The organism is Pseudoduganella sp. R-34, assembly GCF_049904655.1.
Classification (GTDB): Bacteria; Pseudomonadota; Gammaproteobacteria; order Burkholderiales; family Burkholderiaceae_D; genus Rugamonas.
In genome coordinates, this window is the sequence record NZ_CP184572.1 from 133,267 (window position 1) to 152,305 (window position 19,039).

14 protein-coding genes are annotated in these 19,039 nt (G+C 61.9%); 3 read left to right on the forward strand and 11 right to left on the reverse strand.

The genetic code is table 11. The features are described from left to right. Positions 1-15: 15 nt before the first annotated feature. Positions 16-2,805, reverse strand: a complete 2,790-nt coding sequence (locus tag ACN9MW_RS00600; protein ID WP_426166571.1) for an EAL domain-containing protein — start codon at positions 2,803-2,805, stop codon at positions 16-18. A gap of 134 nt (positions 2,806-2,939) precedes the next feature. Continuing rightward, positions 2,940-5,174 carry a YgiQ family radical SAM protein gene (locus ACN9MW_RS00605; protein WP_426166573.1) on the reverse strand — a complete coding sequence of 745 codons (2,235 nt, stop codon included), beginning with the start codon at positions 5,172-5,174 and terminating at the stop codon, positions 2,940-2,942. A gap of 242 nt (positions 5,175-5,416) precedes the next feature. Here ACN9MW_RS00605 and ACN9MW_RS00610 point away from each other — a divergent pair, with 242 nt between their 5' ends. After that, the gene (locus tag ACN9MW_RS00610; protein WP_426166575.1) at positions 5,417-5,929 is read left to right on the forward strand and encodes a DUF1269 domain-containing protein; all 513 of its coding nucleotides are present in this window, start codon (positions 5,417-5,419) and stop codon (positions 5,927-5,929) included. Positions 5,930-6,086: 157 nt separating this feature from the next. On the opposite strand, the gene ACN9MW_RS00615 is transcribed toward ACN9MW_RS00610, so the two are convergent. From ACN9MW_RS00615 to ACN9MW_RS00640, 6 genes are all read right to left on the reverse strand, one after another. Next, positions 6,087-6,359 carry a DUF4404 family protein gene (locus tag ACN9MW_RS00615; RefSeq protein ID WP_130316465.1) on the reverse strand — a complete coding sequence of 91 codons (273 nt, stop codon included), beginning with the start codon at positions 6,357-6,359 and terminating at the stop codon, positions 6,087-6,089. A 167-nt stretch (positions 6,360-6,526) separates the two neighbouring features. Next, a complete protein-coding gene (locus ACN9MW_RS00620; RefSeq protein WP_426166577.1) occupies positions 6,527-8,635 on the reverse strand; it encodes a M3 family metallopeptidase in 2,109 nt (702 codons plus the stop codon). 94 nt (positions 8,636-8,729) lie between these two features. Next, complete coding sequence (locus ACN9MW_RS00625; RefSeq protein WP_426166579.1) at positions 8,730-8,933, reverse strand: SlyX family protein; 204 nt, start codon at positions 8,931-8,933, stop codon at positions 8,730-8,732. 46 nt (positions 8,934-8,979) lie between these two features. Then, entirely contained in the window at positions 8,980-9,399 is a 420-nt protein-coding gene (locus tag ACN9MW_RS00630) for a hypothetical protein (RefSeq protein WP_426166581.1), read from the reverse strand. A 75-nt stretch (positions 9,400-9,474) separates the two neighbouring features. Continuing rightward, positions 9,475-9,927, reverse strand: coding sequence for a cache domain-containing protein (locus ACN9MW_RS00635; protein ID WP_426166583.1), 453 nt, complete (start codon positions 9,925-9,927; stop codon positions 9,475-9,477). A gap of 43 nt (positions 9,928-9,970) precedes the next feature. Further along, positions 9,971-12,043 (reverse strand): UvrD-helicase domain-containing protein, encoded by a 2,073-nt coding sequence (locus ACN9MW_RS00640; protein ID WP_426166585.1) that lies wholly within the window; start codon positions 12,041-12,043, stop codon positions 9,971-9,973. Positions 12,044-12,101: 58 nt separating this feature from the next. Between ACN9MW_RS00640 and ACN9MW_RS00645 the strand changes: the two genes are divergently transcribed. Next, on the forward strand, positions 12,102-12,584 hold the full coding sequence (locus ACN9MW_RS00645; RefSeq protein ID WP_426166587.1) for an AtaL-like protein: 483 nt from the start codon (positions 12,102-12,104) through the stop codon (positions 12,582-12,584). 1 nt (position 12,585) lies between these two features. On the opposite strand, the gene ACN9MW_RS00650 is transcribed toward ACN9MW_RS00645, so the two are convergent. Next, positions 12,586-14,028: a dihydrolipoyl dehydrogenase gene (locus tag ACN9MW_RS00650; protein ID WP_426166589.1), complete on the reverse strand. Its 1,443-nt coding sequence runs from the start codon at positions 14,026-14,028 to the stop codon at positions 12,586-12,588. A gap of 66 nt (positions 14,029-14,094) precedes the next feature. Here ACN9MW_RS00650 and ACN9MW_RS00655 point away from each other — a divergent pair, with 66 nt between their 5' ends. Continuing rightward, entirely contained in the window at positions 14,095-14,991 is an 897-nt protein-coding gene (locus ACN9MW_RS00655; RefSeq protein ID WP_426166591.1) for an ArgP/LysG family DNA-binding transcriptional regulator, read from the forward strand. Positions 14,992-15,160: 169 nt separating this feature from the next. Here the strand turns inward: ACN9MW_RS00655 and ACN9MW_RS00660 are convergent, their stop codons facing one another. Together ACN9MW_RS00660 and hemE are read right to left on the reverse strand one after the other, a co-directional pair. Then, entirely contained in the window at positions 15,161-17,170 is a 2,010-nt protein-coding gene (locus ACN9MW_RS00660; protein ID WP_426166593.1) for a primosomal protein N', read from the reverse strand. A gap of 725 nt (positions 17,171-17,895) precedes the next feature. Continuing rightward, entirely contained in the window at positions 17,896-18,972 is a 1,077-nt protein-coding gene (gene hemE / locus ACN9MW_RS00665) for a uroporphyrinogen decarboxylase (RefSeq protein ID WP_426166595.1), read from the reverse strand. Positions 18,973-19,039 lie beyond the last annotated feature (67 nt).

The following is a 19,039-nucleotide window of genomic DNA, read 5'->3' on the forward strand; positions in this document are numbered from 1 at the left end:
TCAAGTACGGCCCAATCAAGCGGCAGTGGCGTGCGGGGTTGCGGCGGTGGGGATCGATTGCTGGTGCAGCATGGCGTCGAAGTCTGCGGCGGGTAGGGGACGGGCGAACAGGTAGCCCTGGCCGTAGTCGCAGCCGGCGCCGGCCAGCAGGTCGCGCTGTTCGGTGGTTTCCACCCCTTCGGCGATCACGTTCAGTCCAAGCTTGTGAGCCATAACGATGATCGCGTCGGACAACGCCATGTCGCTTGAATCGGGCGCCAGGTTGCGGGTGAAGCTGCGGTCGATCTTGAGATAGTCGATGTCAAACTTCTTCAGGTAGGACAGCGAGGAATAGCCGGTACCGAAATCGTCCAGTGCGACCTGGATGCCGGCGTCGCGCAGTTGCAGCAGCTTGTCGGTGACGCTGGTGTTGGCGTCCAGCAGCAGGCCTTCCGTGATTTCCACCACGATGCTTTCACCCGGCACGCCGAGCTGCTGCAGGTAGGCCAGCCAATCGGCGTAGGTGGCCCGTTCGCGCTGGAATTCCATCGGCGACTGGTTCAGGCTGACCTGGAAGCCGGGGTGCACTTCCTCGCGCCAGCGCTTGACCCATTGCGCCGACTCGCGGAACACCCATTCACCGATATCGACGATCAGGCCGCTTGATTCAGCCAGCGGGATGAACTCCAGCGGGCTGACCATGCCACGCTGCGGATGCTCCCAGCGGATCAGCGCTTCGGCCTTGTGGATCTTGCCGGTCTGGAGATGCACGATGGGCTGGAAGTACAGCTTGAGCTGGTTGCCTTTCAGCGCGCCGCGCAAGTCGTTGGTCAGGCGCATGCGGTTCAGCGCGGCCACCTGCAAGGCCGGCGTGAAGTAGCTGAAGCGGTTGCGGCCCGCGCCCTTGGCGGCGTACATGGCCTGGTCGGCATGCTTCAGCAAGTCGTCCATATTGCCGGCATCGTCCGGGTAAATGGTGATGCCGATCGAGGCCGAGACAAAGGCTTGCTCCTGCCCCAGCTGGAACGGCATGCGCAGGCTGTCGATGATGTGCTGGGCAATGTCCTCCACCCGGTCGACTTCCGACAGCTCCGGCAGGATCACGGTGAACTCGTCGCCGCCCAGGCGCGACACGGTATCCGACTGGCGCACGCAGGCGCCGATGCGGCGCGCCGCCTCCACCAGCAGCACGTCGCCCTGGTGGTGGCCCAGGGTGTCGTTGACTTCCTTGAAGTGGTCAAGGTCGATGAACAGGATGGCGATGCGGGTGCCGTCGCGGCGCGATTTCAGAATATCGTGCTGCAGCCGGTCGAGGAACATGCGCCGGTTCGGCAACTGCGTCAGCGTGTCGAAGTTGGCCTGCTGCCAGATCAGCGCTTCAGTTTCCTTCTTGTCAGTAATGTCTTCGATCATGCACAGGTGGTGCGGCTGGCTCTCCGTCCCCACCGCGTTGATCGAGGCTTCCACCCACACGATGCGGCCGTCGGGACGCACCAGGCGCGTCTCCATCTTGAAGCCGGCAATCTGCTGCGCGGCCAGCTGCGCCATCTTTTCCTGTTCCGGAGCCACATCGTCCGGATGGCAGATTTCCAGCCAGCGGCTATGGCGCATCTCTTGCGCCGAGCGTCCCGCAATCTCGGCGAAGCGCGGATTGACGTCGCGGAACTGGCCGCCGCTCGAATCGATCAGGGCAATGCCCATCGGAGCCGCCTCGAACATGGTGCGGAAACGCTGCTCGCCCTTGCGGATGGTTTCCTCGGCGCGCGTGCGCTCGCGCGCCAGCAGCGAGAAGTGAATCATGGCGCCCAGCACCAGCAAGCCTGCAGCCACACCGAGCACACGGTACAGCCAGGTCAGGTCCGAACCGGGATCGGCGTTATACATGAAGCCGGCCCAGGTGGCGCCTTTGGGCAGCATGCCCAGTTCCGTGTAGACGTCGGCGATGTGCTGCCAGCGGTCCGGGTTCATGTAGCCGATTTCCACCAGCACCGGCTGCACCAGCGGCACCATCTGGCGCGCCTCGTACAGCAAGTGCATGCGGTCGTGCTGGCGCGAATACTTGTTGAGGATCAGGTCGACGATTTCTTCCTGGTGGCTCATGGCGTACTGCCAGCCGCGCATGCTGGCGGCGCGGAAGGCGCGCACGCGGTCAGGATGGTTCTTGATTTCCTCTTCACTGGTGAACAGGTTGTCGCCGTAAAAATCAATGCCGGCTGCACGCGGGCTATAGATGTCGTATGGGAAGCCAAGGCGGTCAAGATAGTCCGGCTCATTGGTCACATAAATCGACATGGCGTCGACCCTGCCCTTCACCAGGTCGTCCGGATTGAAGCTGTGCTCCACCCGCACCAGCTGGTTGTTGGCGATGCCTTCCTTGCGCAGGTAGGCCATGACTTCGTCGGCCTGGGTCAGTTCATCGGTCAGGGAGCCGATCATCACGCGCTTGCCGATGATGCTGCGGATATCCGGCGCCGGGCCGGTCTGCCGCATCGCCAGCGCATAAGGAGAATGCTGGAAAACGACCGCCAGCACCACCAGCGGCTTGCCGGACAGCCGCGCCAGCAGCAGGCTGCTGCTGGCAACGCCGTACTGGGCACGGCCGTCGAGCACGGCGCGTTCCGGTTCATTGCCGTCGCTGCCTTCCAGCAGTTGCACATCGAGGCCGGCATCGCGGTAATAGCCTTTTTCCAGCGCGGCGTAATAGCCGGCAAACTGGAACTGGTGGCTGTGCTTCAGTTGCAGCGTGACGCGCTCCTGCGCCTGCACCCATGGCGCAGGTGTCGACAGCAACAGAAATATGAACAGGCCGGCCAGGAATTGGGGCACGTTATCGTCCGGATACAAAGTTGGCAGAGTCTACCAGCCGATTGTATCCGCTTCGCCGTACACAGCGCGCCGAAGTGTGGCTTTCCTGCTGCAAAGTCCTATGGAATTGCAGCAGGTGATAGCACGTTAGCGTTTTACTTACGGCCCGGGCGGCCGCCAGTCTTGGTCGGGGCGGCCTTGGGTTTGACCTTGATAGTGTCGAGGATGGATGGACGGGCCTTGGTTTCCACCGTGGCGCGGGCCGTCATCGAACCGGTCAGGGCATTCGGCTTGCCGCCGCGGCCGATATGGGCCGGAGGAGGCAGGCCGGCGCCGCGCTTCTGCTGGCCAGGAGCCAGCATCGGCATGGCGCGCTTGCCGGACGAGGCCTTGAAGTTCTCTTCGCCGACGCGGTATGGCGGGATCAGGTGGCGTTCGCCATCGCCGATCAGGTCGCCACGTCCCATGCGGCGCAGGGTCTCGCGCAGGATCGGCCAGTTCTTCGGATCGTAGTAGCGCAGGAAGGCCTTGTGCGCCTGGCGCTGCTTCAGCGTGCGCGGGGTTTCCACGTTTTCCGAATTCTCGGTGACCTTGTGCAGCGGGTTCTTGCGCGAGTGGTACATGGCCGATGCCATCGCCATCGGGGTCGGCATGAAGGTCTGCACCTGGTCCAGGCGGAAGTTGTTCTTCTTCAGCCACAGGGCCAGGTTCAGCATGTCCTCGTCCGTCGTGCCCGGGTGGGCGGCGATGAAGTAAGGGATCAGGTACTGCTTCTTGCCCGCTTCCAGCGAGTACTTCTCGAACATCGCCTTGAATTCGTCGTAGGCGCCGATGCCCGGCTTCATCATCTTGCTCAGAACATTGGTTTCCGTGTGCTCAGGCGCGATCTTCAGCAGGCCGCCCACGTGGTGCGTCACCAGTTCCTTCACATATTCCGGTGAGCGCACGGCCAGGTCGTAGCGCAGGCCGGACTGGATCAGGATCTTCTTCACGCCCTTGATCTCGCGCGCCTTGCGGTACAGCTGGATCAGCTTGCTGTGGTCGGTGCCCAGGTTGACGCAGATCGACGGGTAGACGCAGGACAGGCGGCGGCAGGTTTCCTCGATCGACTTGTCCTTGCACGACAGGCGATACATGTTCGCGGTCGGGCCGCCCAGGTCGGAGATGATGCCGGTAAAGCCCTTGGTCTTGTCGCGGATATGCTCGATCTCGCGCAGGATGGACGGCTCGGAGCGGCTCTGGATGATGCGGCCTTCGTGCTCGGTGATCGAGCAGAAGGTGCAGCCGCCGAAGCAGCCGCGCATGATGTTGACCGAGAAGCGGATCATTTCCCAGGCCGGGATATTGGCGTTGCCGTAGCTTGGGTGCGGGGCGCGCGAGTATTCCATGTCGTACACGCCATCCATTTCGTCCATGGCCAGCGGCAGCGGCGGAGGGTTCATCCACACGTCGCGGTCGCCGTGCTGCTGCACCAGCGCGCGCGCATTGCCCGGGTTGGATTCGAGGTGGAACACGCGCGAGGCGTGGGCGTACATGACCGGGTCTTCCTTCACCACCTCGTAGGATGGCAGGCGCACCACGGTCTTGTTGTGCTTTTCCTTGGCTGCTGCCAGGCGTTCTTCGCGGGTCATGATGATGACCGGCTTGACGACAGGTTCGGGCGCGGCGTTCTCGGTGGCGCACTCCTTCTTGTCTTCCTTCGCCATGGCGTAAGGATCGGGATGCGGGTCGACGCGGCCCGGCACGTCGACACGATTCGAGTTATGCACCGCCCACTCGTCGGACGGCAGCCAGCCGTGCGGCACCAGGAAGGCAGTTCCGCGCAGGTCCTTGATCTCCTTGATCTTTTCGCCCATGTCGAGGCGGCGGGTCAGGTCGACCAGCGCGCGTTCGGCGTTACCGAAGATGAGCAGGTCGGCCTTGGACTCGGTCAGCACCGACTTGCGCACCTTGTCCGACCAGTAGTCGTAATGGGCGATGCGGCGCAGCGAGGCTTCGATGGAGCCGATGACGATCGGCGTGCCGGGGAAGGCTTCGCGGGACTTCTGGGCGTACACGGTCACGGCGCGGTCAGGACGCTTGTTCGGCTCGGCGTTCGGGGTGTAGGCGTCGTCGGAGCGGATCTTGCGGTCGGCCGTATAGCGGTTGACCATGGAGTCCATATTGCCGGCGGTAATGCCGAAGTACAGGCGCGGCTTGCCCAGCACGCGGAACGATTCCACGTTGTGCCAGTCCGGCTGGGCGATGATGCCAACGCGGTAGCCTTGCGATTCCAGCAGGCGGCCGACCAGGGCCATGCCGAAGCTCGGGTGGTCGATATACGCGTCGCCGGTCACCAGGATGACGTCGCACTGGTCCCAGCCCAGGGCGTCCATTTCGGCGCGGGACATGGGAAGGAAAGGCGCAGCAGAAGCACGCGCAGACCGCTTGGCGACGGCCGCGAAAAGATTGGTTGGGGGATTCATCCCGGCATTGTACCGGAAATCACCGGCCAGCGCCCGCCTAGGCGTGCAAAAATCCTTTAAATTTCAGTAACTTGTGACGTTCCGGCAAGGCGGTTTGGGTAATACACATTGAACATCGTGACATTTTTGCTATAACGGGTATACAACGTCTTCCATGGAGCGACATCATGCGACGCAGACTGTACTACATGCTTCCCAATGTAAAAGCCGCCCGCGCAGAACTGGACGAACTGCTGCTGGCACGCATCGAAGAACGGCATATCCACTTCATGGCAAAAGAGGGCACCCTGCCCGATGACATGCCAGATTGCAATTTCCTGCTCAGAACGGACCTGATCCACGGCGCCAAGCTGGGGATAGGCATCGGCGGGATTGTGGGGCTGTGCGCCGGCATCTTCCTGGTCGTTTTCCCACCCGAAGGGCTGACCCTGCGCACCATGACCATCTTGCTGGTCACGCTGGGCGGTGCACTGTTCGGCGGCTGGGCGAGCGGCATGAATGCAGCGGCCGTCCCCAACAAGAAGCTGGAGCAGTATTCAGAGCGTATTGAACAAGGTCAGGTTTTGATGATGGTAGACGTGCCAGTGCGGCGCATGAAGGAGATCGAGGAAATGATCGCCAAACGTCATCCTGACTTCAACTTTGGCGGTGAAGAACCGCCCATGCTGGCCTTCCCATAAGGCTAGCCTCCCGGGGGCCGGCCGGACAGCCGGTAAAACCCCGGGTTCCATACCAAAGGCGGGCTGCGGCCCGCCTTTATCTTTAGTCAGTGGCGCGTCAGGGCCGAACACGCAACACGCTGCGCGTGGCGCATATCCGGAGCTGCCCCCATTGATTCTAAATTCCCATATTCCCCAGGATGCGCGTCAGTTCGCGCAAAGTAGGCTCCAATGCCGGGTGTTTGGCAGCAAATTTGGCGGTGATTTCCTGGGTCCGTTCGGCCAGGCCGTAGGTGGCGGTGCCGCCTTCGGGCTCCGGCGGCTGGTCGAGGATCAGTTTGATGTCGCCATCGAGCTGGCGCAACAGGCTTTGCAATTCCTCATCGACCGGGCCGTGGTGGGCCAGCGTGGCGTGCAATTGGCGCAGAGTCTCCTTCAGCTTGGTGTCCATGATCCCTTTCCCCGTTGAAGTGGCTATCCCTCTTTATACACCCATCCGGCACGACCAGCTACGGACGTGCTCAATTTCGGGCACGGACAAGCGCCAGCTTGCCAGCGGTGGCAGGGCCCAGCACGCACACGCTGCGCATGTCGCATGCCAGGACCTGACCCCAAAAGTTACTTCAGGCCGCGGCGTTCCAGCAACGGGTCGATCTTCGCGTCGCGGCCGCGGAACTCGCGGTACATCTGCATCGCATCCATCGTGCCGCCCTTGGACAGCAGGGCCTTGCGGAAGTGGTCGCCGTTCTTGCGCTGCATGCCGCCGTTCTCGGTGAACCATTCAACCGTGTCGGCGTCCAGCTTCTCCGACCACAGGTAGCCGTAGTAGCCTGCCGAATAGCCGCCCGCGAACACGTGCGAGAAGTAGGTGGTGCGGTAGCGCGGCGGCACCGGTGCGAAATCAACACCCGCATCCTTCAGCACCGACGATTCGAAGCCCAGCACGTCGGTCGGGATCTTGTCCGCAGGGAGTTGGTGCCAGCGCTGGTCCAGGATCGAAGCCGCCAGGTATTCGGTGGTGCGGAAGCCCTCGTTGAACTTGGCCGACGCCTGCACCTTGTCCAGCAGTTCCTTCGGCATTGGCGCGCCAGTCTGGTAATGCTTGGCGTAGTTGTTCAGGATTTCCGGCCAGGTCATCCACATTTCATTGACCTGCGACGGGAATTCCACGAAGTCGCGCGGCACGCGGGTACCGGCGAAGCGCGGGTACTTTACATCCGAGAACATGCCGTGCAGCGCGTGGCCGAATTCATGGAACAGGGTGCGCGCTTCGTCGTAAGTCAGCAAGGTAGGCTCGCCGGCCGCCGGCTTGGGAATGTTCAGGTGGTTGGCCACCACCGGCTTGGTGCCCAGCAGCTTGGACTGCGACACGTAGGCATTCATCCAGGCGCCGCCGCGTTTGTTGCTGCGTGCGTAGAAGTCGCCCAGGAAGATCGCCAGTTGCTTGCCGTCGGCATCGAACACGTCGAACACGCGCACGTCAGGCTGGTACACCGGCAGGTCCTTGCGCTCCTTGAAGGTGATGCCGTACACCTTGGTCGCTGCGTAAAACACGCCATTCTGCAGCACGTTATCCAGTTCGAAGTAAGGCTTGAGCTGGTTCTGGTCGAACGCGTAGCGCGCCTGGCGCACCTTGTCGGTGTAGAAGGCCCAGTCCTGCGCCGCGTTGGCAAAGCCGCCCTTTTCCGCATCGATCACGGCCTGGATGTCGGCCGATTCCTTGCGGGCGTTGTTTACGGCCGGCTTGGACAGTTCGCCCAGCAGCTTGTTGACGGCGTCGGTGTCGTGCGCGGTCTGGTCTTCCAACTGGTAGGCAGCGTGCGAGGAATAGCCCAGCAGCGCAGCGCGTTCGGCGCGCAGCTTGGCGATCTTCAGCACGACTTCGCGGTTGTCGAAATCGCCGCCATGGCTGCCGCGCGCCAGCGAGGTAGCCAGCAGGCGTTCACGGGTGGTGCGATTGGTCAGCACTTCCAGCGGCGCCTGGCCGGTGGTGTTGGCGATGGCGATCAGGAATTTGCCGTCCATGCCTTTGGCCTTGGCGGCTGCAGCAGCGGCGTCGATGGCCTTGTCGGACATGCCAGCCAGTTCTTCGCGGGTGTCGACCACCAGGGCGGAGGCGTTGGCTTCCTTCAGCACGTTCTGGCTGAAAGTGGTGGACAGGGCGGCCAGTTGCGAGTTGTAGGCCTTCAGTTTTTCCTTGTCGGCGGCGGTCAGCTTGGCGCCGGCGCGCACGAAATCGGTGTGATAGCGTTCCAGCAGGCGCTTCGATTCTGGATCGAGCTTCAGCTTGTCGCGCTTGTCGTACAGGGTCTTGATGCGGGCGTACAGTTTTTCGTTCAGGCGAATTGCGTCGCTGTGCGCCGACAGCTTCGGCGCCAGATCGCGATTCAGCGCTTCGAAGGCGTCATTGGTGTTGGCGCCGGACAGGTTGCCGAAAACGGCGCTCACGCGGTCCAGCAGGCGGCCGGAACGTTCCATCGCCACGATCGTGTTGTCAAAAGTCGGCGCGGCCTTGTTGTTGGCAATCTTGGCAATTTCCGCGGCCTGCTGCTTCATGCCTTCTTCGTAGGCAGGACCGTAGTCTTCATTCTTGATCTTGTCGAAGGCCGGGTAGTTCAGCGGCAGGGTGGATTCAGCTGCAAAAGGATTCGACGCTGGCAGGGCGGCATTGGCAAGGCCGGCAACAGCCAGGCTGGCAGCGATCACCAGCAATTTCGGACGGAACATTCTCTCTCCTGTTTTGTAATGTTTCGAAGCGCACGATAATAGCAACCCGGCAGTGCAAAGTCATGCTGCACTGCGTATCGTAAAGTGTCAGGGATCAGTAGTGCGGTGGCGGTTCGTTGATCGGCGTCTGGTTGGATTGCGAGGTCGTGCGCACACGCTCAGCCAAGGCCACCAGCATCGCTTCGAGCTGGTCGATCTGCTTCTGCTGCTCGTAGACGCGCTGGTTCAGCGACTCAACCAGGTCTTCCTGGTGCGCCAATTTGATTTCAATGTCGATGAATCGGTCTTCGGTGCTCACGGCCTGCTCCTGCCTAAGAAAAAGCAGGTATTTTACTGGAGCGACATCAGGCCAGCCATCGCATCGCCATCACAATGGCCGCCCCTTGCAAGGTACCGACGGAGACGGCAATGCCGAACATCCAGCGTACACACGACCATTTCGATTTCTGGATCTCCGCCATCAGCTCCTTCCTGAGATCGGAGATCAGGCGATCCATCCGGGCTTCAAGTTCAGCTTTGGTGCGATCGATTTTGATATTCAGCTCGGCCAGCCCGCTATCGATCTTGGTGTTCAACTCGGCCAACCCGTTATCGATCTTGTTGTTCAGCTCAGCCAGCCCCTTGTCGACTTTGGACTCCAGGCGGTCTATTGCCATGGAAGCCAAGACTTCCCTAATGATTTCGGCATGAATTTGCGCCTGCTCGGCAGGCACGCCGGCAGCGGTCAGGCGTTGGGCATAGATGAGCGGATCAACGGCATTCATATTGCTATCTCCGGTTGGTCATTATGCAACCAGAATGCCGTAACCGACCACACCGCAGCTTGACGCTGCTCAGCGCTACTTCAGGTAGACCCCGCCGCAGAGAATCAGGTCTTCTTCCGGAACGCAGTACATGGTTTTGGGTTCGATCTTGCCGCTGACAGGATTGTTGAACTTGTAATCCTGCCAGAACGGCACTTTTTTCTTCGCCATTTCGACGCGCTCTTTCACGAACGCCTTGCCGTCGACGTCCTTCAACTCCATCAGGTTCTTGCCGATCATTTTGGCGTTGGCGCCGTGTGCGCGGACTACGCCGTCGGTGCCGTAAACCGTCAGGTACAGGTCGCGGTCCACAAACTGGCCGTCCTTCTTGTCGATTTCGGCGAAGGTCTTTTCGCGGCCGTTCGCTTTGAGGTAGGTGATGGCTTTTTTGACCATCGCCTCGGCTTCCGGTTTGGTCACCACATCCGCAGCGCTTGCGAGAGGCGCAGCACCCGTCAGGATGGCGAGCAGGAAAATGCGTGAAAACATGGGAACCTCCTTTCAAAAGGAAGAGTACCCATGCTAGCACTAATCAAGCCGGATTAATGTCGCGCGGAGCCGACAGCAATTCCTTCATGCGCGCGAGGCGTTCGCGCGGCGACAGTACTTCCGATTCCGTCGGCGGGGCGGTGCCGACATCCAGCGCCATCTCCGCGATGAAGCGCGAAATGTCGCATTGCACATGTTCGCCGCCGCGCTTGCGCTTCTTGCACCAGGTGAGCTGCAAGGTGCGCTGCGCGCGCGTGATCCCCACGTACATCAGGCGCCGTTCTTCCTCGATGCGCTGGGCCAGCAATTCCACCGGCGCGTCCGGGTCGCCCTTGTGCGGCAGAATGCCTTCTTCGACGCCGACCAGGAACACGTGCGGATACTCCAGGCCCTTCGACGCGTGCAGCGTCGACATGCGGATCGCGTCGGGCTCTTCGTCCTTGCCATCCAGCATGGACATGAGCGCCACCATCTGGGTCAGCTCCAGCACGTTCTTCTCTTCGCCATCGCGGTCCTTGCCACCGCGGCCGCGATCCTTCAGCCAGTTGACGAAGTCCGTCACGTTGTCCCACTTGCCTTGCGCCGCGCGTTCCTCGAAGGTGTCATACAGGTAGTGCTCGTAGTGCATGCCTTCCATCAGGTCGTCCAGCACTTGCGCCGCGTTGTCGCCGCTGCCCGATGGACCGGGACGCGTGGCGCGCGATTCCAGTTCCAGGATGAAGTTGCAGAAGTCCTGCAGCGGACGCAATTGGCGTTCGTTCAGCACCGCCTCGATGCCGCCCTTGAACACGGCCTCGAACAGCGAGCATTGCCACTTGCCCGAGAAGGAGCCCAGGGCTTCCAGCGTGGACTGGCCGATGCCGCGGCGCGGCGTGGTCGCCGCGCGAATGAAGGCAGGATCGTCGTCCGGATTCGCCATCAGGCGCAGGTAGGCCATGATGTCCTTGATTTCCGCCTTGTCGAAGAAACTCTGGCCGCCGGAAATCGTGTACGGAATACGCTGCGTGCGCAACGCCTGTTCGATCACGCGCGCCTGGTGGTTGCCGCGATACAGGATCGCGTAATCGGCCCACTTGTTCTTGCGCTCGAAGTGGTCGGCCGAAATCATGATCGCCACCTGCTCCGCTTCCTGCTCCTCGTTCGGCATCGAATGCACCTTGATCGGCTCACCGATACCCAGTTCCGACCACAGCGATTTCTCGAACAGCTTGGGATTGTTCTGGATCACCGCATTGGCCGCCTGCAGGATGCGCGTGGTGGAGCGGTAATTCTGTTCCAGCTTGATCAGGCGCAGGTCGGGGAAATCGACCTGCAGCAGCGCCAGGTTTTCCATGGTCGCGCCGCGCCAGCCGTAGATCGCCTGGTCGTCGTCGCCCACGGCGGTGAACATCGGCTTCTTGCCCAGGCCTGTAACCATCAGTTTCACCAGCTCGTACTGGCAGGTATTGGTGTCCTGGTATTCGTCGATCATCAGGTAGCGCAGGCGGCGCTGCCATTTGTCACGCACCGTGTCGTGGTTGCGGAACAGTTCCACCGGCAGGCGGATCAAGTCATCGAAGTCCACTGCCTGGTAGGCAGCCAGCGTGGCGATATAGCTGCCGTAGATGCGCGCCGACTGCGCCTCATCCTCGGTCTGCGCCTGCTTCAGTGCTTCCTCGGGCGTCACCAGGCCGTTCTTCCACAGCGAGATGTCGTTCTGGATGCTGCGGATCAGGTTCTTGTCGGTCGTGATGGCCAAGTCCTGGACCAGCGAGTAGCAATCGTCGCTGTCCATGATTGAAAAACGGTCTTTCAGCCCCAGATGGTTGCATTCCTGGCGCAGGATGCGCACACCGAGGGAATGAAAGGTACAGACGGTCAGCAGCTTGGCCTGGCGCGGCTGCTTGAGCATCTTGCCGACGCGCTCCTGCATTTCCAGCGCCGCCTTGTTGGTAAAGGTAAGCGCGGCGATCGTGCGCGGGTCATAGCCGCGATCCTCGATCATATGGGTAATTTTTTGCGTAATGACGCGCGTCTTGCCCGAGCCGGCCCCCGCCAGTACGAGGGCAGGGCCGTCGAGATAGAGCACGGCTTCGCTCTGTGGGCCGTTAAGGCCGAACTGGGGTGCATTGGACATCCCGGCATTGTACAGAATATAGTGGTACCAATCCCCGAAATAAGCAGGCAGAAGTGTTATGAAATTTGAACATTTGATAGAAGTGAACGACCTCCTCAACCCGCTGATGGACACCATCACCCACCAGCAGTTGTGGCGCGGCCTGGTGCTGCGCGCGGAGTCGCCCAAGCTGTTCGTTCCGCACCTGGACGAAGCGGAAATCTCGGATCGCACCACGGCAGGATTCAGCCGCCGCCTGCGCTATGGCGATGTGGTCATTGAAGACAACGTGGTGCTGCACGAGCCTTATGTGGTGCGCTATGACGTGCCGGCGCAGAAGGACATCAGCGCCTCCAGCCTGACGATGACGATCGAGATGCCGCAACCGGAACGCCTGTACGTGCGCTTCCAGTACGACGACGGCCATGACGCGGCGACCGATGCCGCCAACGCCATGTACGACGACTTCCGCCGCTCCGCTTACCAGGAGTCGGACCTCGACACCATCCGCGTGCTGCGCGAACTGGCCAGCCAGGGCCGCCTGGATTCGAGCCTGAACTGATCTAGCAGCCGGGCGTGCAATCGTTCGGCATCGGCTTGGGCGGGGGCGGCGGTTTTTGCAGCTCTTTCGACAAGTCGCGCAGGGCGGTGCGCAGGCCTTCCTCCACTACCGGATGGTAGAAAGGCATGTCCAGCATACGATCCACGGTCAGCCCGGCCTGGTGTGCCCAGGCCAGCAGGTGGCCGATGTGCTCCGCACGCGGCCCCACCATCTCGGCGCCGAGGAAGCGCCCGCTCCCATACTCCGCATACACCCGCAGCATGCCTTTGTTCTGGCGCATGACGCGGCTGCGTCCCTGGTCGTCGAAGCTGACGGCGCCGATCGCGAAGTGCTCGCGGCCGTTCGACAACTCCTTGTAGCCTTCACCCACGGTGGCGATCTGCGGTTCGCTGAATGTGATGGCAAGCGGCGTGCGGCGCAGTCCCGGCTTCACCTCGGGATAGCTGGCGGCATTGGCGCCGGCTATCTTGCCCTGGTCGGCCGCCTCGGGCAACAACGGGATCTCCGCGCTGGCATCGCCGGCGATGAAGATGCAGCTGTCGCCGCACTGCATGGTGCAACGGTCGAATTTCGGCACGCCGTTCTTGTCCAGCGCCAGCCCGGTGTGGTCGAGGCCAAGGCCGGAAACGTTCGGCGTGCGGCCGGTGGTCACCAGCACGTAGTCGAAACGCTCGATACGCTCTTCGCCTTCGGTATTGCGCGTGCGCAGTTCCAGCCCGTCGCCGGCGCGCGCGATGCCTGCCACTTCGGTGCGGAAGCGAAGGTCCATTTCTTCGCCCAGCGCTTGCGAGGCGGCTGCCAGCACATGCGGGTCCTTCAATTGGGCCACGCTGCTGCCGCGCGCGATGATCGCCACGCGCACGCCGAGCCGGTGCAGGGCCTGGCCCAGCTCCAGGCCAATCACGCCGGCGCCGATCACCGCCACGGAGCGCGGCAAGTCGGTCCATTCGAATACCGCATCGCTGTTGATCACGCGCGGTCCGGCTGCGGCCCATTCCGACGGGATGTCGGGCCGCGAGCCGGTGGCGATGACGACCGCCTGGGCGGCGACCTCCAGGTTGGCGCCGATCTGCAGGCGATTCGGCGCAGTGAATCGCGCACGCCCATGCAGCTTGTCACCGGCCGGCATGGCCGCCACATTCTCCAGCACGAAGCCGACAAAGCGGTCGCGCTCACTGCGTACGCGCTGCATGACGGCCTTGCCGTCGACTTTCAGGCCGCCGGGCTGGACGCCGAAGCCCGGCGCCTCGCGCACCGCATGCGCCGCCTCGGCCGCAGCAATCAGCAGCTTGCTCGGCATGCAGCCGACACGGGCGCAGGTGGTGCCATGCGGGCCGTCCTCGATCAATACCGCATGCTTGCCGGCGTTGCGCGCCGCCCGGTAGGCGCTCAGCCCAGCCGTACCGGCGCCGATCACCGCCACATCGCACTGGATGGTTTCCATCTTGCCTCCGTCATTGGTAATGCATTAGTATGACTTATCTTTTCGCGCTTTGATTAAGCACATCTTATGGAAAATCTGGACTACCGCGCGCTGGCGGTGCTGGATGCCGTTGCCAGCCATGGCAGCTTCGAAAAGGCGGCCAATGCGCTCGGCATCAGCCAGCCGGCCGTATCCCAGCGTATCAAAGCGCTCGAGGATGCGGTAGGCAGGCTGCTGATCGTGCGCGGCTCCCCCGCCGAAGCGACTGGCCTGGGCCAACGCCTCATCTCGCATTACCGCAACGTCAAGCTGATGGAAGCGGCACTCGACATCGACCTTGGCCACGAGACCAGCATGCCTGAAATTGCGATGGCCGTCGATGCCGCCAGCCTGGCGACCTGGCTGCCCCTGGCCCTGCGCCCGCTGCTGTCGCCGCCGCGCTGCCAGCTCGACGTCGAATGTGCCGAGCGCGAGGTAGCGCTGCATTTGCTGCGCGAAGGCGCAGTGTTCGGCTGCGTGGCTGCGCGTGCCGAGGTGCCTGCGCCTGCGGCTGCCGGCTCATCCTCGACGCCCCTGGGCGCCATGCGGCATGTATGCGTAGCCGCGCCTTCTTTTGCGGCGCATTGGTTCGGTGATGGATTCGGCGTTGAGGCCCTGGCGCTGGCGCCGGCCGTGGTGCATGACCGCGACCTGATGGCGCGATTCCTGGCGCGCGAGGCCGGGTATGTGCGGCCGTTCCCGCATCACACCTTGCCGCTGTCGACGGCCTTGAACGATACCGTGTTCGGCGGGATGGCTTACGGCCTGCTGCCGTATCTGCAGGCGGCGCAGGGCTTGTCGCAGGGCGCGCTGGTGGACCTGCTGCCAGGGCGTTTCATCGATGTGGAACTGGACTGGCATGCGTGGGAGCTGGACACGCCGTTCACGCATGCGCTTACCGAGCAGATTGTCAGTACTGCGCGGCAGTATCTTGTGCAGCCCTGAAAACCAGTAAACCTGGGTCAGACCCAAGGGTCTGACCCAATCTGATCATCTGCCGCGGGTTTGTTCGTACGCCGTTGATCTTCTCAAAAAAATCAGGAACGTTTAACCCTGCCTCCAGGCCTTAGCGCTGACAGGGTCAGACCCTTTGGGTCTGACCCTGGTTTACCGGTTAAATATCGACCGGGTCAACCTCGAGCGACCATTTGACGCGCGTCTTCTGCTCGCGCAGCGCCTGCATCCACTCTTTCAGGAATGCCTGCAGCGCAGGGCGCGACGGCGACTCCACCAGCAACTGCGCGCGCTCCATATTGTGCACGCGCGCCATGCTCATCGGAATCGGGTCGTTGATCGTGATTCCCCCATGCTGCACCAGGTCGCGCGCACCACGCAGGAATTCCAGCGCCAGCTCAAGCTCGCGCGCCTCCGCCCGCAGGATGGCCTGGTACAGGTATGGCGGCAAACCGGCCACTTCACGCTCGCCAAGCAGCGAGTTGGCGAAGTAGTCGTAGTCATGCGCCACCAGCGCCGAGAATAGCGGGTGCTCCGGATAGCTGGTCTGCACCAGCACCTCGCTTTCGCTGCCGCCCTGGCGTCCCGCTCGTCCCGCCACCTGCATCAGCTGCGCAAACAGCCGCTCGCTGGCGCGATAGTCCTGCGAAAACAGCGAGCTGTCGGGATTCATGATCCCTACCAGCGTCAGGTTCTTGAAGTCGTGCCCCTTGGCGACCATCTGCGTGCCGACGAGGATATCCACCTCCTGCCGGTGCACGCTGTCGAAAGCTTCCTGCGCACTGCCCTTGCGCCGCGTACTGTCGGCATCGATGCGCAGCACCCGCGCCTGCGGGAACAGCTGCTGCAGGCTCTCCTCGATGCGCTGCGTGCCGCGTCCCAGCGGCTGCAAGTCGATATTGCCGCAGGTCGGACAATGGCGCGGGATGCGCATCTCCAGGCTGCAGTGATGGCAGCGCAGGCGGTAATCCGACTTGTGCAGCACCATCGACGCCGTGCAGCGTTTGCACTCGCTGACCCAGCCGCACGATTCGCAGGTAATCACCGGCGAATATCCGCGCCGGTTCAGGAACAGCAAGGACTGTTCGCCGCGCTCCATGCGCAGCCTGATCGCGTCGACCAGCTGCTCGGTCAACCCTTCCTGCCCGCGCCGGCGCGAGGTATCGATCAGCTTCACGGAAGGCAGCACCGCATGCTGCACCGCGCGTTCGCGCAATTCCAGCTTGCGGTAGCGGCCCTTCAGGGCATGGTGCCAGCTCTCCAGCGACGGCGTCGCAGAACCCATCACGACGGGAATCTGCAACTGGTGCGCGCGCCATACGGCAAGGTCGCGCGCCGAATAGCGCAAGCCTTCCTGCTGCTTGTACGACGGATCGTGCTCCTCGTCGATCACGATCATCTTCAGGTTCGGCATCGAAGCGAGGATGGACAGGCGCGTGCCCAGCACGATGCGCGCCTTGCCTTCGTGCGCCGCCAGCCAGTGCAGCATGCGCTCGCCCTCCGACAAGCGGCTGTGCAGGGTGGACAGCATCACGCCCGGGAAACGGTTACGGATATTGGTTTCCAGTTGCGGCGTCAGGTTGATCTCGGGGACCAGCACCAGCACCTGGCCCTGCGGCTCGCGCGCCAGCACCTGTGCACAGGCTTGCAGGTAGACCTCGGTCTTGCCGCTGCCTGTCACGCCATACAGCAGGAAGGGCGCAAAACCCTGGGCGCCGACGATGGCAGCCGCCGCCGCCTGCTGGCCTGCATTCAGCGCGGGCACGTTGGCTGGCGCCGGATCGTGCGGTTCTTCCAGCTTGGCCAGTTTCTTGATGGCGCGGTCCAGCGCGACAGTGCTGCTCACGCGCAGGTTCTTGGGCAGGCCGGGCAAGGCCACTTCGCCGAGCGGGCGCTGGTAATACTCAGCGGCAAAGCCGGCCAGCGCCAGCCATTGCGGCGACACGGGCGCTAACTGCGTGCGCACGGCCAGCGCAGCTTTCAGCTTTTCCTCGGGGACATCCGTTTCTTCAAGGATATCCACAATGAGGCCGACGACCTCACGCGGGCCGAAGGGCACCATTGCCAATTGTCCTACACGCGGCCGCTCTGATATTTCGCAATCCCAGCGGTAATCAAAGACCGCGTTCAGCGGCGTATCCAGGGCAATTCGGAGAATGCAGTGCGCCATCCAGGGCTATCGATCGAGGGTTTTTCAACTATCCACAGAATCTGGGGATAACTTTGTGAACAAAGGGGCTGGAATCCTGAGCAAGCACTAACCTCCAGCTTGCAATCCGGGGAAACCCGGCAAATGACGCCGATTTTTTTCCTTATATTTCAACTACTTACAGCAGGCGCCCTAGGAGAGCCAGAAAGCGCATATTTTTCCGCGCTCTGTGTATAAGTGCACCATTTAAGGAGCAGCTTTTCCCCGAAATCAAGCAGTTTTTACAGCTTTTTTAGCGGAAAACGTGCCTGGTGCGCCACAACATCAAGCCAAGCATTGTACACAGGCAGGCACCGCACAGTTTGAGTTTCCGCAAGCGTTTTCGCCACCGAAAGTCTTGGCGAAATATCATGCAATGCAACATGACGCTAAGACAATTCCTACAAATTCCTACTAAGTGCCGGTTTACAAAGTACTTTTGACTTTTTTCCACAGTTTTTGTGGATAACTTTGTGGAGAATGACCCAACAAGCTCGCTTTCACCTTGGGATAAGGTTTACAAAAGCCGAAACATTGCCTAAAGCAGTAAAAAATAAGCCTTTAAAAATCAATCACTTGCGAATGCGCTGAGAGGAGGGCATTTGCTGCTGCCTCTTATTTCCGCAGTAAAAATTTTTGTGTATAAGTCGCTTCTGCACGAAATAAAAAAGGGCGCCGTAGCGCCCTTTGAACCGGGACTACAGCGATCAGCCGCCACGCAGCTTGCGGCTATGGCTGTGGACAGTATCCACCAGCACCGTCACCGACTCCGGCGGGGTGAACTGGGAAATGCCGTGGCCCAGGTTGAAGACGTGGCCGCTGTCATGCGGTCCATAGGAATCGAGCACGCGGCGCACTTCGGCCGCGATCTGCTCCGGGTTGGCGAACAGGATGGCCGGATCGATATTGCCCTGGAGGGCCATCTTGTGCCCCACCAGCTCGCGAACCTTTCCGATGTTGGCGGTCCAGTCCAGCCCCATGGCGTCGGCGCCGATAGCGGCGATCTCCTCGGCCCAGTGGCCGCCACCCTTGGTGAACACGATGGCGGGGATCTTCACGCCATCCTTTTCGCGCTTCAGCAGGCTCACGACCTGCTGCATGTATTGCAGGGAGAACTGCTGGTAGGCGCCATCGGCCAGCGCACCACCCCACGAGTCGAAGATCATCACGGCCTGGGCGCCGGCGTCGATCTGGGCGTTCAGGTATTCGGCGACTGCGCGGGCGTTGACGTCCAGGATGTGGTGCATCAGGTCCGGGCGCGAGTACATCATCTTCTTGATGGTGTGAAATTCGCGCGAGCCCTGGCCTTCCACCATATAGCAGGCCAGGGTCCATGGGCTGCCCGAGAAGCCGATCAGCGGCACGCGGCCATTCAACTCGGTGCGGATCTGGGTGACTGCCTTGAATACATAGTCCAGCGAGCCCGCTGGCGGCAGTTGCAGCGCCTTGACGTCTTCCTCGGTCTTCAGCGGACGCTCGAACTTCGGACCCTCGCCTTCCACGAAGTACAGGCCCAGGCCCATGGCGTCCGGCACCGTCAGGATGTCGGAGAACAGGATTGCCGCATCGAGCGGATAGCGGTCGATCGGCTGCAAGGTGACTTCGGTCGCCAGGTCCGGATTGGTCGCCAGGCCCATGAAGGAGCCCGCCTTCTGGCGCGTCGCGCGGTATTCAGGCAGGTAGCGGCCTGCCTGGCGCATCAGCCACACCGGGGTGTACTCGGTCGGCTGGCGCAGCAGCGCACGCAGGAAGGTGTCGTTCTTCAGCGGGGCAAATTGTGGCATGAAAGACAATCTAAAGCGGATAGAAAGGGGGTATTATCGCATCCCTGCCCTGTTTTTACGCGTTTGG

Coding starts and splice junctions, on each gene's coding strand:
- ACN9MW_RS00640 (WP_426166585.1), bottom strand. CDS start 12,043: ATGTCCAATGCACCCCAGTTCGGCCTTAACGGCCCACAGAGCGAAGCC.
- ACN9MW_RS00650 (WP_426166589.1), bottom strand. CDS start 14,028: ATGGAAACCATCCAGTGCGATGTGGCGGTGATCGGCGCCGGTACGGCT.
- hemE (WP_426166595.1), bottom strand. CDS start 18,972: ATGCCACAATTTGCCCCGCTGAAGAACGACACCTTCCTGCGTGCGCTG.
- ACN9MW_RS00630 (WP_426166581.1), bottom strand. CDS start 9,399: ATGAATGCCGTTGATCCGCTCATCTATGCCCAACGCCTGACCGCTGCC.
- ACN9MW_RS00635 (WP_426166583.1), bottom strand. CDS start 9,927: ATGTTTTCACGCATTTTCCTGCTCGCCATCCTGACGGGTGCTGCGCCT.
- ACN9MW_RS00660 (WP_426166593.1), bottom strand. CDS start 17,170: ATGGCGCACTGCATTCTCCGAATTGCCCTGGATACGCCGCTGAACGCG.
- ACN9MW_RS00620 (WP_426166577.1), bottom strand. CDS start 8,635: ATGTTCCGTCCGAAATTGCTGGTGATCGCTGCCAGCCTGGCTGTTGCC.
- ACN9MW_RS00615 (WP_130316465.1), bottom strand. CDS start 6,359: ATGGACACCAAGCTGAAGGAGACTCTGCGCCAATTGCACGCCACGCTG.
- ACN9MW_RS00645 (WP_426166587.1), top strand. CDS start 12,102: ATGAAATTTGAACATTTGATAGAAGTGAACGACCTCCTCAACCCGCTG.
- ACN9MW_RS00655 (WP_426166591.1), top strand. CDS start 14,095: ATGGAAAATCTGGACTACCGCGCGCTGGCGGTGCTGGATGCCGTTGCC.
- ACN9MW_RS00610 (WP_426166575.1), top strand. CDS start 5,417: ATGCGACGCAGACTGTACTACATGCTTCCCAATGTAAAAGCCGCCCGC.
- ACN9MW_RS00605 (WP_426166573.1), bottom strand. CDS start 5,174: ATGTCCCGCGCCGAAATGGACGCCCTGGGCTGGGACCAGTGCGACGTC.